The organism is Methylophilus sp. QUAN, from assembly GCF_015354445.1.
In the GTDB taxonomy this organism is placed as follows: domain Bacteria; phylum Pseudomonadota; class Gammaproteobacteria; order Burkholderiales; family Methylophilaceae; genus Methylophilus.
The window spans coordinates 506172-519922 of sequence record NZ_JADKYT010000002.1 but is presented as its reverse complement, the minus strand read 5'-3'; the positions used below and the strand labels follow the sequence as shown (position 1 = coordinate 519922).

The following is a 13751-nucleotide window of genomic DNA, read 5'->3' as shown; positions in this document are numbered from 1 at the left end:
ACTCACTTTAAACAACTGGGCTCATAACATTACTGAATCACGAACGAGGTAAATAATACCTGGGTGACTTTCAGTGGCTTACCGTGTGCAGCAAGCGGCTTTTTCAGTTCAACCAGCAACTCTGCACTCAGTTGTGCTTTGCCTTCCGGCGTAGAAATATCGGAGGCTTTTTTGCTGGTGAGCAATAACAGCACGCGGTTACGCAAGGCTGGCATCTGTGCTTTCATTTTTTCTGCCAGCTCAGCGCCTTTCACCTCTACGGTCAAATCCAGTTGCAGGAACTTGTCATCAGGGTCTGGCAACAAATTCACGGTAAATGTTTCAAACTGCACATAAGTCAGGGCTGTTTTAGGGTCAGCATGACCACCAGCCTCCTCTTCAGGTGCCTCTTCCTCAGCAGCTTCATCTTCAGCAGCTGCCTCTTCATGGCCTTCTGCCTTCTCTGCATGCTTGGCTTTGGCTTGTTGTGCCTCCGGCTTTTTCAGTAAAAAGAAAGCAGCAGCGCCGCCACCGGCAGCCAATGCCAGCACCACAGCCAATATGACAATGAGTTTTTTCTTGGATTTTGGCGCCGCGTCTGCTGCGCCTTCTGCTTTTGCCGGTTGTTGAGCCATGACACAAACCTTTCTTACATTAAACCTAGAGTGTTTATGGTGTCATTATGCGCAAAACAGCGCGCTGGAGATTGGCGGATAAAAGGGTTAAATCAGCGTTTAATCGAAATTTACACCCACAGGCAGGCAGCTTGCCTGCCCACAGCTTAAACAAAGGTGTCGACCAGGCCACGTGCGACCGTGGTTTTAACCGCTTGCGGGGCAACCACTGCGTCAGCTTCACCTGCGGTGCCCACTGACTGGCCACCTTGACGCGAAGTCTGCTGCTCAAAATGCTGTTGTGCCTGCTGGCCATCACCAACAAAGGTTTGGCCCAGTTGCAAGCCTTGTGACTGCATGCGGTCACGCAAATCCTGCATACCATCTTCCAATGCCTGACGGACCAATGGGTTATCGGTAATAAAGCTGGTATTCACAGACTGGTTATCCACTTTCAACACTACTTGAATCGGGCCCAAATCTGGCGGGGATAAGGTCAGGCTGGCCACGTCATCGCCGCTGCCCACCATATTCATCACATGCTGGTTCATGGCGGTTTGCCAGCGCTCATTACCAAACGGCGCTGCAATTTGCGACATCATCACAGGGCTGCTTTGTGCCACACCGGCCGCATTCAGCCATGTACTATTAGGCAACACCTGCGCCGCTGACTGCTGCGGTAAATTCAATATATCGGCTTGTGCATCTGCACCACGCATTTCATTAAACGCCTGCGTTGTACGGCCGGTCTCGCCTGTCGTCTCTGCCATCAATTGAGCATTGACCTGGGTTTCAGAAATACCAGCGGCTTCTTTACCAGTATCGGCTTGCGCATTGCCAGCCAGTAACTGTTTGAAATCGGCGGCCTGATCATCCTGGCCTGCGTTGACTGCGGACGTCGTCGGCATCGGCACAGCGGTGGTTTTGGTCATTGCTTCAGAGCTCAGCGGCAAAGCCAGGGCATTGCTATCAACGACAGGCAGTTGCTCGCTATCCACCGTCACGGCAGCGCCATCGGTACTCAACTCGGCTTTAGGCAAGCTATCGGTTTGTGCTGTCGTTGGGCGCATGGCAATCATGGTTTGCATCCATGGCGAAATGCCCGTCGGCAATTGATCATTTGCAGCCAGGTCAGCCAATAAACGTTTTTTACGCTCTTGCGCAGTTTCAATCACGGCCGCGGGGTCTTTTGTATTGCTGGTCGTTGCGGACGCAGCAGTCTCTTCGGTGCTGGCTGCTGCTTCAGCACTCGTATTTTCGGTGCTGCTCTCAGCCGCAGTCTTTTGTGAGCCGTCTTCTGATTTGACGGTATTGGATTGTGCCGCTGGTGCTTTTTCTGCAGCCGAGGTGGCTGGCGCTGACTCAGGTTTAGGGGTGTCGGCCTTGTCAGCCATTGTTTTATTGGCGACAGGTATGACAGGCTTGCTGCTTTGCTGCATTTGCTTGCGCAAAGCCTGGGCAAACTCATCAGAGCCATTGTTCTGTGCGTCTTGCGACACCTGATTGGCAGATGCTGTTTTCACGGCATCTGCGCCCATATTCAATAGAGTTGCGGAATTTAAAAACGCCATATGACTCTCCCGGTCAACATTTGTTTTACAGACGCGTGCGTTTGGCACGGCTTGCAAACTCATCCATCAGTTTCTGATCGCGCTTGCCCTCTGCTTTTGCTTGCATCGTTTCCGCCCGTGTCATCAGTACCTCAAAGGATTTTTGCTTGCGCTGTTTTTCCTGCAATAGCTGTCGTTTGTGCAGGACATTCGCCTGACATTGTTCGATTTGAGCATTTTGACTGCGCACCGCCAATTCCAATTGCGAGAAAAAGCCCTGAAAATTGCGGTATAAATCGGCTTTGAGCCCTTTTTGAGAGGCCAGTTGCCATTGCTGCTCATATTCCTGCTGGTATTGTTCCAGCATGCTGCGCTGCTGTTGTGCCTGTTCAAGCAACTGCATGGCTTGCGCCAGCTCTTGCATGGCAACATCTACCTCATCTGTCGCCAGTTGAATCAGCAGTGTCAGCGTTTGTGTCGACTGTTTGGCCATCGCGCACTATTGCCTAGGAAATAGTTTGCGCCAATTGCTGCAAACAGGCTTGCATATAGGCACTTTCGTCGATGTCCTGCTGCAAAAATGCATTGATCTGGTCACGTTTCTTAATTGCGATATCAAGCATAGGATCAGAGCCTGGCTGATAAGCACCAACGGCAATCAGGTCCTGGTTACGCAAATAACGCGAATATAACTGTTTGAGTAAACGTGCTGCCTGTTGGTGCTCTTTACTGGTGATGTTGTGCATGGCGCGGCTGATCGACTGTTCAATATCAATCGCCGGATAATGCCCGCTCTCAGCCAAGGTACGGTTAAGCACAATATGACCATCGAGAATGGCGCGTGCAGAATCGGCAATCGGATCCTGCTGGTCATCGCCCTCGGTCAGCACGGTATAAAAAGCAGTAATTGAGCCCTCGCCCCTGGCGCCGTTACCGGTACGCTCAACCAGCGCGGGTAATTTGGCAAACACTGAAGGTGGGTAGCCTTTGGTCGCTGGTGGTTCACCAATCGCCAAGGCGATTTCACGTTGCGCCATGGCATAGCGTGTCAGTGAATCCATGATTAACAATACGTTTTTGCCTTGCTGGCGAAAGCGCTCGGCAATCGCAGTGGCGTAATTGGCCCCTTGCAAACGCATCAGTGCCGAAACGTCTGCCGGGGCAGCCACAACGACAGAGCGTGCCAGGCCTTCTGGCCCTAAAATCTGTTCAATAAACTCTTGTACTTCGCGGCCCCGCTCACCAATCAGGCCAACCACAATCACATCGGCGGTAGTGTAACGCGCCATCATGCCCAGCAATACGCTTTTACCCACACCAGAACCCGCAAACAGCCCCAGGCGTTGCCCGCGACCAACGGTTAACATGGCATTGATTGCGCGTACGCCTACATCCAGCGTATCTTCAATCGGTGCGCGCATCAGCGGGTTAATCACACGCCCACTTAACGGCGCCATGACTTCAGTGGAGATCGGGCCCAGGTTATCCAGCGGATTACCCGCAGCATCGACCACGCGGCCGAGCAAACCATCGCCTACCGGAAAATGACGTGCACGGTCTTGTGCACGACGGCGTGGCGGGCGACCAAATTGCGGTTTAGGCAAGGTCTCGGTGACTTCCATACTGAATACTTTGGCGCCAGGCACGACACCATCAACGGCTGACTGTGGCATTAACAGCAAGTTTTCGCCATCAAAACCGACGACTTCGGCTTCAACGCGGCCGCCATCTTGCAGCGGAATAAAACAGGCGCCGCCAATCGGCATTTTGATACCGGTTGCAACCATGATCAGGCCGGTGACTTTGACGATACGTCCAGCCACTTCCAGTGGTTCAACCAAATGAATCAGTTCTCTACAGTCTTTGAGGTAACTTTGCCAACGCTGGTTATGCACATTGGGTGGCAAGTCCTGTTCGGCAGGCGCGGCAATTTCTGCCTGGTCTGCCATGACATTGGCATCTGCGGTTGGCGTCACACCCGCATCATTAACCAAGTCTTCTGCCAACACTGGGCTGGCATCTACGGCGCTATTAGGGTCTGTCATGCTTGCATCAATCACAATCGCTGCTCAATAGGCTGCACACATTATTCATTGCTAGCGACAGGTTTATGCCAGTCATCCACGCGTGACAAGCCTTGCACCAGGCGTTTCCAGCGCATTTCATTGCTGGCATCAATCTGGTTTTCTGCGGTTTCCACCAGGCAGCCACCACGCTCAATCTGGCTATCCTCAACCAGTTGCCAGCCTTGTTCTTTCAGTTGCTCACCAATATGGGCACGCAGTACTTTGGCATCTTCATGATGCACGATCAACCTGGCAGGCTGTTTGACTTGAGGCAAGTAATGCATGGCATCGAGTACCACAGGAATCACCGCTTGCGGATCCACCTGCAATTTGGTTTTCATCATGGCTTTTGCCAGGTCCAGCGCCAGGCTCAACACAGACTCGGCCACGTCGACGTCCTGCATGGCCAATGCCTGCTGGAAGCTGGCAGCCATGTGCGCCAACTGCTGACGCTCTTCCGCTACTTGCGATTGTGCCTGTATCAGGCCATCGCTATAACCGGTTTTAAAGCCCTCTTCATAAGCTTCTTGTCTGACCTGCTTCAGAATCTGGCTGACCGTACGTGCATTTTCCTCAGCCTGCTCGCGTTCACGTTTAACACGCTCACTGGAGATGGAATCATCAAAGCTGGCCATCTCCCAGCGTTGATAAGCGCTCATTTGTTCTTTTGGAATTGCAGAAGCTACCATGAGGCACTTTCCTTATATCATCTGTTTATAGATACTGCTCACTGTCGCCTTTACCGGCCAGCATGATCTGGCCTTCATCTGACAGGCGACGGATAATTTGCAATATTTGTTTCTGCTGGCCTTCAACCTCTGACAGCTTGACCGGCCCACGGCTTTCCAGGTCTTCACGCATCATGTCAGCTGCACGCGATGACATATTGCGGAAGAATTTTTCTTTCATTTCATCGGACGTGCCTTTGAGGGCCACGATCAGCATGTCTGACTGCACTTCACGCAACAACACCTGAATACCTCTGTCATCGATCTCCATGATGTTGTCAAACACAAACATCTGGTCCATGATTTGCTGCGCCATATTGTCATCGTAGCTTTTAAGGCCATCCATCAGTTTGGCCTCATGTTCGCCACTGATATAGTTCATGATCTCGGCAGCGGTTTTGACACCACCAATCGCTTGCCGCTTAATGTTGTCATTACCGGCCAGCATTTTCAGCATGCCTTCATTCAACTCTCGCAAGGCCGTCGGCTTGATACTATCCAGCGTGGCAATACGCAAGATCACGTCCTGGCGTAAACGCTCGGTAAAATGACTCAAAATTTCTGCTGACTGTTCTGCTTCCAAGTGAGACAAAATGGTGGCGATAATCTGTGGATGTTCGTTCTTGATAAAGTCCGCCACGCTAAAGGCATCCATCCACTTCAGGCTTTCTATGCCGGCCGCATCTTGTGACTGTGGAATGCGGTTCAGCAAGTTGGAGGCTTTGTCGTCGCCAAAGGCTTTGATCAACACCGAGCGGATATAGCTGTCTGAATCAAGGCCGAAATCACTGCTGCTGGCAAAGTCCAGCATGAATTTTTCCAGCACCTGCTCGACCTCTTCGCGTGGCACCGGTTTCATCGACGCCATGACGATACCCAAGCGTTGTACCTCTTTCGGAGACAAATGCTTCATCACTTCAGCCGCCTCGTCTTCGCCGAGCGCCAGCATCAAGATTGCACTTCTGGTTAATCCCTGGTCACTCATGCACTACTTCTCCGCGGAGGTCCAGCTGGACACAACATTAGCCACCATACGTGGGTTATCTTTTGCCACTTGCTTTGCGGCCTGCAAGGTCTGATCCAGGCCGCTTGGTAACGCTGTCGCATCACCACTCAGGGTCACTAAAGTATCATCACCTTCTGCCCCTGCGGCGCCTGCAATAGGCAGCCCGTCAGGACCAGTCAGGGCGGCAGCGCCGGCAGCCAGCGCCTGCTCCTTCTTGTCGGCGCCTGTCAGTTTATTGGCCATGGGTTTGAGCAGTTTCTTGTAAACCATCATCAACACAATCACACCAGCCAGGAAGCGCAACGCATCTTTACCATACTCAATCACCAGTGGGTCTTTCCACAATGGTGGCTCAGCCAGTTTTTCCTGCGCTTCGGCAATAAACGGCGTGTTGACTACAGAAATCGTATCACCACGTTCTTTATTAAAGCCCATGGCCTGCATGGCGAGATCACTCACTTGCTGCTTCTCGGCATTGCTCAAGGCACGGTAAGTCGTTTTGCCTGTGCTATCAACCACCGGGATATGATTCACCACCACCGCTACGTGCAGGCGCTTGATGCCGCCTTTGGCTTGCTGGATGTAGCTGACTGTTTTGTCCAGCTCGTAGTTGGTGGTGTTATCTTTTTGGGTATTTTGTGGCGGTGCGGGTGGCGCGGCTGGGGCAGCACCTTCTGCGCCCGGCGCCTGCGCACCCGGCGCATTAATCGGGGCAGTAGACTCACCTGGTGGCTGGTTAGACAAGGCACCAGGCACCGCACCATTACTGCCGCTGGCATTTTGTGACTCATGGCTTTGCGCGCTGCGGATCGCCATATCGTCAGGTTTGGTATTGGGCTTGTATGACTCGTTGGCTTGCTCGGTCATCGAGAAGTCAATCTCTGCGCTGGTTTCAGCGTGCACGTTCTTGGCACCCACGATAGGGGTAATAATCGACTCTACGCGGCGGGCAATGCTGTTCTGCATATTTTCCACGTAAGCCATTTGTTCCGGATCCAGGCCGTTTTGTTTTGTCTTGTTGGCATTGTCAGACAATAAGTTACCGTTCTGGTCCACAACCGTCACATGATCGGCAGATAAATTAGGCACGCTACTGGCCACCAGATGGACGACTGCAGCCACTTGCTGGCCATCCAGGCGGCGGCCATTATGCAGGTTTAACAACACGGAAGCCGTTGGATATTGTTGTTCGCGCACGAACACGCTTGGCTTTGGAATGGCTAAATGGATACGGGCAGCCTGCACAGCTGAAATAGACTGGATACTGCGTTCGAGCTCACCTTCCAGGCCACGTTGAAAATTGACTTGCTCCACAAACTGCGACACACCAAACTTCTGGTTTTCCAGTAATTCGAAGCCGATATTGCCACCTTTAGGCAAACCTTGTGCGGCCAGCTTCAAACGCACCTGATGCACCTGATCAGCAGGCACCAAAATCGCATTGCCGCCTTCAGCAAACTGGTAAGGCACACTTAACTTGTCGAGTTCGGCCACAATGGCGCCACCATCTTTGTCGGCAAAGTTAGAGAACAACACACGGTAATCCGGCTTCTGGCTCCACAGCCAGAACACCACCATCACGGCAACCACAGCCGCAATACCTGCGACCAATAGCAGCTTCTGTCCGAGTTGACCAAACATATTCGGTGTACCGTTGGACTCACCAGTTGATGTAAGTAAGGCAGCATCAGCAGCCATCTGAACCTCCATGTTTACTACCGCAGGTTTTCTGAGCCCTGCCCCGATTCGGCTTAGCTGACTCAAAAACACCTTCTTGAACTCGAATGCGCTTTAAGGACACATTCACATGGATCACATTATGCACTGACTCTTTATTTTCAAATGCGCAAATAAGACGGATTAATGTTGCCTATTTTACAAAGCGCCCGGTAGCACAGAATGCTAAAGTGTCTACCATGACAATTAAGGGCTTAATCTGCCCATGACGATGAAAGGAGCCCACCATGAACGCAGGCGGTATTGATGCACAACGCATCTCGTCCATGCTGGCACAATTGCGTGCAGCCGCTCAAAAACCTGAAGGTTTGGGTAGCGCGGCCATCGCAAATCCAGTGCAGAAAACCAATGCAGCAGCCCCGACCAGCCAGGTCAGCTTTAGCGATGCATTGAAAGCCTCTCTGGACCAGGTCAACAATATGCAACTGCAATCAGAAAAGCTGGGGCAGGATTTCGCCATGGGTAATGACAATGTCAGCTTGTCTGATGTCATGATTTCAGGCCAGAAAGCCAATATCGCCTTCCAGGCCACGGTGCAGGTACGCAATAAACTGGTCACCGCTTACCAAGACATGATGAACATGCAAGTCTAAAGCGGCATATTCTGCATTGACCGGCTACACAGCTGGCGGTTCCCGCGTTTCACCCTGCTCTAATTGATATAACCATGCCAGGATCTCGGCAATCGCCTGATACAACTGTGGCGGAATATGGGCATCCAGCTCTACTTGCATCAACAGGCTTAATAAAGCCTGTGACTCATGCACATACACCTCATGTTCTTTCGCCAGCGCAATAATGCGCTCAGCCAGTAAACCATTGCCTTTGGCAACCACGCGTGGCGCCAGGTCACCGGCCTCATAAGCCAGGGCGACAGCAGACTGCGTATACAGTTTATCCTGCTGCATACTGCCGCCTGTCTTGCGCTGTGTCATCCTGGCTAATCTGCAAAGACTCCAGTTTCAATCCCGCAGACTGCAAACTCATGGCCAACTGGCTACGGCCAGACTGCATCTCTTTCAACGCCTTGGCATCTTCCGGTTCAACACGCACGCTAAAGCGGCCGTTAACCATGGTGATCTTGACTGACACCTCACCCAGACGTGGCAAATGCAAGGTCAGGTCACTCTGTAAACTGTTCAGCACAGGTTCTTCTGTCGAATGGGCCGAGGTTTCCTGCTCGTTCACTTGCCATTGCATGGTTTGTCCTGGCCAAACCTCGCCATGCCACACGACGCGCTGCTGTTCCAGCACCTGTAACTGCTGCGCGACCATCTCTGGTGGCACCAGACCGGGTTTGTTTTGCGGCTCTTGTAATAGCTGGTGCCAGGGGCGGCTGCCTAGTGCAGCCTCCTTCAGGTGCGACTCGTAAAACAGGCCAGAGCTATCCAGCGCATGTTTCAGGTCTTGTGCCAGTACTTGTGGTTTTTGCGGGCTATGGCTCACTACTGTTTGCGCTTGCAAAGCAGTGGTTTGTTGCTGAAACTCAGAAGAGCTGAGCCAGCGTTGCAAATGCTTGGCCGGGCTGCTCAGTTCAACCAGGCTGGCTTGGCCAGCAGCTGTTTTCACCATGTCTTGCAGATGCTCGCCATGATCAGACTGTGACATATCCGTCAGCAAGGCAGTCTCAGCCAAGCGTGCCGTGCCAGCATTAGCCTGGCCACTCCCAGGTTGCACACCCCATTTTACTTGCGGCAGGATATCTTTGCCTGCGCCTTGCTGCGCCAGGCCCATAAACTGCATATGCAGGGTTTGCTGTTGTGCCAGGTGGGCAGGCAACTGCATCTGTACCGTTGCTGGTGCTTGATTAGGAAGTTGGATTTGAACCTTGAACTGTGCCAGTTCTGAGGCTTTGGCGCCCCCTGCTTCTTTTTGCAGGATCAGGCCAGTGAACTGCATGCCAGGCCGCATGCGCTCCCATAACGGGGCTTCAGACTGCGTGCCTTCGACCGGCATGATCGAAGAAACTGCACGCAAGCTCTCTGTTTCACTCGCGATAATACGTTGTGAGAGAACTTGCGGAATCGGTAACATCTATATCACGTCCGGGGGGATGCGTGCATGTAATTGCGCATCAAAGATCATGTCGGTGATGCGGTGCATCACCGGATAGAGCAAATTTCTGATTTCACCATCATCGGCCAAAATCTTCTGAACCAGTGCCTGCTTGCGTGCATTGAGTTCTGGCGTCAATGCCTGAGATTCGAGGCGCATGGTTTGCTCCAGGCTTTTAACCACTTCGAGTTTAAGCATATAAGACTGCTCCAGCTCGGTGACTTTTTCCCAGGCATCCTTGCGTGCCGCAATCAGCATCTGCTCCATCAGTTTTGCGGCAGATTCGTACGTATTAATCAGTGCTTGTGACATCTTAGGCTCCGGCTGTGGCCAAACGGTTAACTTGCCCCATCTGTTGCAATTCATTTGTTTTCTGGGCGACCATCTGGCCCAAAGACATATCCGCTTGCACTGGACGCGCCATTGCTGACTTTTCCAGTGTTTCCCACGCGCTCTTTAATTCCATCAGTAAATGTTGAATTTCTTGTACTTTTTTGACATCCTGACGCACGCTGGCTTCCATCAGCGTACGTGTCATGTATTGATAAAGCTGGTCAAGGTTTTGTGCGATGTTGCCACCCGCGCGCTTGTCCAGGCAGGCACGCAAGCCGCTATCGACGATGGTGACTGCTTGTGTCAGGTATTCGCCTTTTTTGGCAATATCGTGCTGAGCCATCGCTTGCTGGGCATGAATGCAGGCTGAAATTGCACCGTCATACAGCATGACGATCAGTTTCAATGGACTGGCATCTACCACACCGGTTTCCAACCCTACGCTTGCATAAGCATTGACACCTAATTTTTTCATCCCGAACATTTTTGACTCCTGAATTCTGCTTTAAAGCGTATGGTTTACGATAATTTGCCAGCCGCTCGCTACAGACATCTACCGCTTCAACTAACTATTAGCGCTAATCGCGGCCAGTTGTGAAGTCAGGTTACTGCTGGTGCTCTGTAAGCTACTGAGCAGTGCATCCAGTTTTGCGTACTGGGCGCGGTAACGTGCTTCAATGGCGGGCAGCTTGGCACTTATATCATCGGCCTTTTTGTTCAAATCTTTAATGGAACTTGAAATACCATCTGTTTTTGTTGTCAATGCGCCATCGGTATCTAACCAGCCGTCCAGCAAGCTGCTGAGCTCGCCTGCCAGGCCTTTGCTAAAGGTCACAGTGCCACGACTGCCAGTCGCAGTCCCAGTGACGCTCAGTTGCAGTCCATAGCTGCCATTGCCGATCACACCAGTAAGCACAGAACCAGTGGTATTGGCCGTCACGCCGTTAATCGTACCAATCGCATTGACACCATTACCGCCCAGTTGCGTGATATTCACCGCATAGGTCCCAGAGGCCGTATCATCCTTGCTGCCGAGAAAAGTCACCTGCGGATCGGTAGAGGTCGCCGACGGCGAGAACAATTTGGCCACGTCACCGACGTTGTTGGTAATGGCTTTTTGTAATTTAGTGCTATCCAGCGATAACGACCCATCCGAGCCCATGCTGACGCCAATATCGCTCAGAGTTTTATAAGTGGTCGCTGTAGGCGAAGAAGCCGATAACATCGACTTTAACTTGACCATGATGTTGCGCGCCGTTGAATCGCCCAGCAAGGCACCATTAGAGGTCGACCCCGCCGACACAAACTTGGTCAGGTTACGCATACTGGTATTCAGCGCGTTATAAGCATCGACAAAACTTTGTACCGAGCTTTGAATGGTATCCGTGTCTGTCCCCACACTCAGTGTATTGCTGGCCGAGGTGACCGTCTTCAGCGTCAAAGTGACGCCCTGAATCACATCAGAGACCGTATTACTGGCCTTACTGATACTCATGCCATCGACCGTCAGCAAAGCATTCTTCGCTGCGGTCATTTGTGTCATGTTATTGCTACTGGCCAGCGGATCATAGGCGAGCGCAGACAAGCCGCCAGTGTCGGTGTTGTTACCATCATCATCGGCTACCGATATTTTGAGGCTATTCACCTCGCCGGTATCTTTAGACGTAATCACCAGGCGATTACCGGTACCGTCATTAACAATAGAAGCCGAGACAGACGCATTTTTTGCATTGATCGCATCACGGATACCTGCCAGCGTATTGTTGCTGCTGGTGATGTCTATCGTGATATCGGACTTATCGGCATTCGCTGTAAATGAGGCAGGCGTGCCGCCATTGGCAGCAGTGTAAGTACCGAAAGAGATGGTGAGTTTGCCGGTGCCTACAATATCGGTCGCGCTGCTGTAAGCAGGCGATGCCAGTTTTTGTGAGGTCGCCAGTTGCGTGACTGACACACTATAGTTACCAAGCACCGCAGTGCCGTTGGCGGTGGCGCTGATGCTGGTCGCATCACTCGCGGTCACCGATTGCGCATTAAACTTAGCAGCGGTGGCCAATTTGTCGACGGCCGTTTGAAACGTACTTAGCCCGCTCTTGAGCGTGCTATAGGCTGACAGCTTGGTATTGTAAGACGATATTTTGGTTTTAATATCGGTAATGGGTTGCTGTTCCGCCTGCATCTGCGCTGTGACTAAAGAGTCAATAGGCAGACCAGATGCGCCAGTAGAGGATACAATCGATGCCATTTCTTAATCTCCCAACCGAATTAAAACGCAATATCAGGCTGTCTGTCGTACCACCAGCCCGCGTAATTTATCCAGCGTTTTACTGATGGCCAGGACTTCTTCATTGGGAATCTGGCGTAATACCTTTTGTGTTTCGGTATCCACCACTTTCACAATGATACGGTCACTGTCATCATCGATAGAAAACTCTATCGTTTGTAACGCTGGTGCTACATACTCATTTAACTTTTTGACTGCACCGCTAATCGCGGCTTTGTCATTCACATCGGCAGCAGCTTTATCAGCAGCTGATTCAGCATATTTCACCAGTTTCAAACTACTGGCTGCCTGTACACCCTGCAAACTACCGCCTACACCACTAACAAATGAATCACTCATGATGTTGCTCCTTTTACCTAGGCCAAATCCACAGGGTCTAGGCCTGTGGATTTAGCGTTACCGAATGATGTATTAGCCTCTCAGCAATGTCATCACTTGGTTAGGCAACTGGTTCGCTTGAGCCAGCATCGCAGTACCAGCTTGTTGCAGAATCTGTGCACGTGTCATCTTGGCTGTTTCTGAAGCGAAGTCAGCATCAGTGATACGTGACTTGGCAGCAGACATGTTCTCAGACGCTACGCCCAGGTTGCTTACTACTGAAGCAAAACGGTTTTGGTAAGCACCCAATGTCGCACGGCTGGTGTTCACTGTCGTCAGTTGTGCGTCAATCGCTGTAATCGCATCTGAAGCTGCATCTGCTGAAGACAGGGAACCGGACAGAGAAGCTGCTGATACAGAAGCCACGCTGATGGTGTCACCGCTGTCTGCACCGATCTGGAAGTTGTAACCAGCACCGAATGCTGCCTGGCCGTTAAACTTGGTTGCAGTACCCAAACGAGTCAGTTCTGACTTCAGTTGTGAGAATTCTGTATCCAGGTTTGCACGGTCACCAGAGCTGTAGGAACCGTTAGCTGCTTGTACAGCCAGTTCACGCATACGTTGTAAGGCATCAGTTGCGCTGCTCAAGCCACCTTCTGCAGTTTGCAGGAAAGAAATCGCGTCGTTAGCGTTACGTGTTGCAACATCCATACCGCGAACTTGTGAGTCCATACGTGTTGCAATCGCCATACCAGCCGCGTCATCTTTAGCGCTGTTAATACGCAGACCAGAAGACAAACGTTGAATGGAAGTGTTCAGGCTGCTTTGTGAAGCGGTCAAGTTACGTTGTGCGTTCAAGGAAGCCAGGTTGGTGTTAATTACTGAAGCCATGTTAAATCTCCTTTAGAGTCGTATATCCAGTTAAGTGTCAAATCGTCATGTTACTTTCAACGTTGATCGCTATTTACCACTTAATGTTTGCTATCTAGCGTTGTTAGTTGTGTTATCGACCGCTTGCGAAATTTCTTTAATACTTATTGCAAATTTCTTTTTTCGATCAATCATGCACTTGAAACTATTT

At 51.4% G+C, this 13751-nt stretch carries 15 protein-coding genes; 1 reads left to right on the top strand and 14 read right to left on the bottom strand.

All coding sequences use genetic code 11. From position 1 onward, the window contains the following. Window positions 1-29: 29 nt before the first annotated feature. From INP79_RS10955 to fliF, 7 genes are all read right to left on the bottom strand, one after another. Window positions 30-614: a flagellar basal body-associated FliL family protein gene (locus INP79_RS10955; protein WP_194754295.1), complete on the bottom strand. Its 585-nt coding sequence runs from the start codon at window positions 612-614 to the stop codon at window positions 30-32. Window positions 615-760: 146 nt separating this feature from the next. Then, window positions 761-2164, bottom strand: coding sequence for a flagellar hook-length control protein FliK (locus INP79_RS10950; RefSeq protein WP_194754294.1), 1404 nt, complete (start codon window positions 2162-2164; stop codon window positions 761-763). A gap of 25 nt (window positions 2165-2189) precedes the next feature. Then, on the bottom strand, window positions 2190-2636 hold the full coding sequence (fliJ, locus tag INP79_RS10945) for a flagellar export protein FliJ (RefSeq protein ID WP_194754293.1): 447 nt from the start codon (window positions 2634-2636) through the stop codon (window positions 2190-2192). 13 nt (window positions 2637-2649) lie between these two features. Further along, complete coding sequence (gene fliI / locus INP79_RS10940) at window positions 2650-4092, bottom strand: flagellar protein export ATPase FliI (protein ID WP_194754560.1); 1443 nt, start codon at window positions 4090-4092, stop codon at window positions 2650-2652. A 137-nt stretch (window positions 4093-4229) separates the two neighbouring features. Then, window positions 4230-4898 (bottom strand): flagellar assembly protein FliH, encoded by a 669-nt coding sequence (locus INP79_RS10935; RefSeq protein ID WP_194754292.1) that lies wholly within the window; start codon window positions 4896-4898, stop codon window positions 4230-4232. A 25-nt stretch (window positions 4899-4923) separates the two neighbouring features. Next, complete coding sequence (gene fliG / locus INP79_RS10930) at window positions 4924-5922, bottom strand: flagellar motor switch protein FliG (protein ID WP_194754291.1); 999 nt, start codon at window positions 5920-5922, stop codon at window positions 4924-4926. Window positions 5923-5925: 3 nt separating this feature from the next. Continuing rightward, the gene (gene fliF, locus INP79_RS10925) at window positions 5926-7641 is read right to left on the bottom strand and encodes a flagellar basal-body MS-ring/collar protein FliF (RefSeq protein WP_194754290.1); all 1716 of its coding nucleotides are present in this window, start codon (window positions 7639-7641) and stop codon (window positions 5926-5928) included. A 266-nt stretch (window positions 7642-7907) separates the two neighbouring features. Here fliF and fliE point away from each other — a divergent pair, with 266 nt between their 5' ends. Next, on the top strand, window positions 7908-8273 hold the full coding sequence (gene fliE / locus INP79_RS10920; protein WP_019882550.1) for a flagellar hook-basal body complex protein FliE: 366 nt from the start codon (window positions 7908-7910) through the stop codon (window positions 8271-8273). Between the two features lie 24 nt (window positions 8274-8297). On the opposite strand, the gene INP79_RS10915 is transcribed toward fliE, so the two are convergent. The 7 genes from INP79_RS10915 to INP79_RS10885 form a co-directional block, all read right to left on the bottom strand. Further along, window positions 8298-8588 carry an EscU/YscU/HrcU family type III secretion system export apparatus switch protein gene (locus INP79_RS10915; protein WP_019882551.1) on the bottom strand — a complete coding sequence of 97 codons (291 nt, stop codon included), beginning with the start codon at window positions 8586-8588 and terminating at the stop codon, window positions 8298-8300. Then, a complete protein-coding gene (locus INP79_RS10910) occupies window positions 8575-9714 on the bottom strand; it encodes a flagellar hook-length control protein FliK (protein WP_194754289.1) in 1140 nt (379 codons plus the stop codon). Before INP79_RS10910 ends, INP79_RS10915 begins: the two co-directional genes overlap by 14 nt. After that, window positions 9715-10047 carry a flagellar protein FliT gene (locus INP79_RS10905; RefSeq protein ID WP_019882553.1) on the bottom strand — a complete coding sequence of 111 codons (333 nt, stop codon included), beginning with the start codon at window positions 10045-10047 and terminating at the stop codon, window positions 9715-9717. A gap of 1 nt (window position 10048) precedes the next feature. Then, window positions 10049-10552 (bottom strand): flagellar export chaperone FliS, encoded by a 504-nt coding sequence (fliS, locus tag INP79_RS10900; RefSeq protein WP_194754288.1) that lies wholly within the window; start codon window positions 10550-10552, stop codon window positions 10049-10051. A gap of 81 nt (window positions 10553-10633) precedes the next feature. Beyond that, a complete protein-coding gene (fliD, locus tag INP79_RS10895) occupies window positions 10634-12313 on the bottom strand; it encodes a flagellar filament capping protein FliD (RefSeq protein WP_194754287.1) in 1680 nt (559 codons plus the stop codon). A 33-nt stretch (window positions 12314-12346) separates the two neighbouring features. Next, window positions 12347-12691 (bottom strand): flagellar protein FlaG, encoded by a 345-nt coding sequence (locus INP79_RS10890; RefSeq protein WP_194754286.1) that lies wholly within the window; start codon window positions 12689-12691, stop codon window positions 12347-12349. Between the two features lie 72 nt (window positions 12692-12763). Further along, entirely contained in the window at window positions 12764-13561 is a 798-nt protein-coding gene (locus INP79_RS10885; RefSeq protein WP_194754285.1) for a flagellin, read from the bottom strand. Window positions 13562-13751 lie beyond the last annotated feature (190 nt).

What these genes read in the sequence shown, in the direction of transcription:
- INP79_RS10950 (WP_194754294.1), bottom strand. Translation starts at nt 2,164, where the DNA reads ATGGCGTTTTTAAATTCCGCAACTCTATTGAATATGGGCGCAGATGCC.
- INP79_RS10915 (WP_019882551.1), bottom strand. Translation starts at nt 8,588, where the DNA reads ATGCAGCAGGATAAACTGTATACGCAGTCTGCTGTCGCCCTGGCTTAT.
- INP79_RS10905 (WP_019882553.1), bottom strand. Translation starts at nt 10,047, where the DNA reads ATGTCACAAGCACTGATTAATACGTACGAATCTGCCGCAAAACTGATG.
- fliS (WP_194754288.1), bottom strand. Translation starts at nt 10,552, where the DNA reads ATGTTCGGGATGAAAAAATTAGGTGTCAATGCTTATGCAAGCGTAGGG.
- fliJ (WP_194754293.1), bottom strand. Translation starts at nt 2,636, where the DNA reads ATGGCCAAACAGTCGACACAAACGCTGACACTGCTGATTCAACTGGCG.
- INP79_RS10890 (WP_194754286.1), bottom strand. Translation starts at nt 12,691, where the DNA reads ATGAGTGATTCATTTGTTAGTGGTGTAGGCGGTAGTTTGCAGGGTGTA.
- INP79_RS10885 (WP_194754285.1), bottom strand. Translation starts at nt 13,561, where the DNA reads ATGGCTTCAGTAATTAACACCAACCTGGCTTCCTTGAACGCACAACGT.
- fliF (WP_194754290.1), bottom strand. Translation starts at nt 7,641, where the DNA reads ATGGCTGCTGATGCTGCCTTACTTACATCAACTGGTGAGTCCAACGGT.
- fliE (WP_019882550.1), top strand. Translation starts at nt 7,908, where the DNA reads ATGAACGCAGGCGGTATTGATGCACAACGCATCTCGTCCATGCTGGCA.
- INP79_RS10955 (WP_194754295.1), bottom strand. Translation starts at nt 614, where the DNA reads ATGGCTCAACAACCGGCAAAAGCAGAAGGCGCAGCAGACGCGGCGCCA.
- fliG (WP_194754291.1), bottom strand. Translation starts at nt 5,922, where the DNA reads ATGAGTGACCAGGGATTAACCAGAAGTGCAATCTTGATGCTGGCGCTC.
- INP79_RS10935 (WP_194754292.1), bottom strand. Translation starts at nt 4,898, where the DNA reads ATGGTAGCTTCTGCAATTCCAAAAGAACAAATGAGCGCTTATCAACGC.
- fliI (WP_194754560.1), bottom strand. Translation starts at nt 4,092, where the DNA reads ATGGCAGACCAGGCAGAAATTGCCGCGCCTGCCGAACAGGACTTGCCA.
- INP79_RS10910 (WP_194754289.1), bottom strand. Translation starts at nt 9,714, where the DNA reads ATGTTACCGATTCCGCAAGTTCTCTCACAACGTATTATCGCGAGTGAA.
- fliD (WP_194754287.1), bottom strand. Translation starts at nt 12,313, where the DNA reads ATGGCATCGATTGTATCCTCTACTGGCGCATCTGGTCTGCCTATTGAC.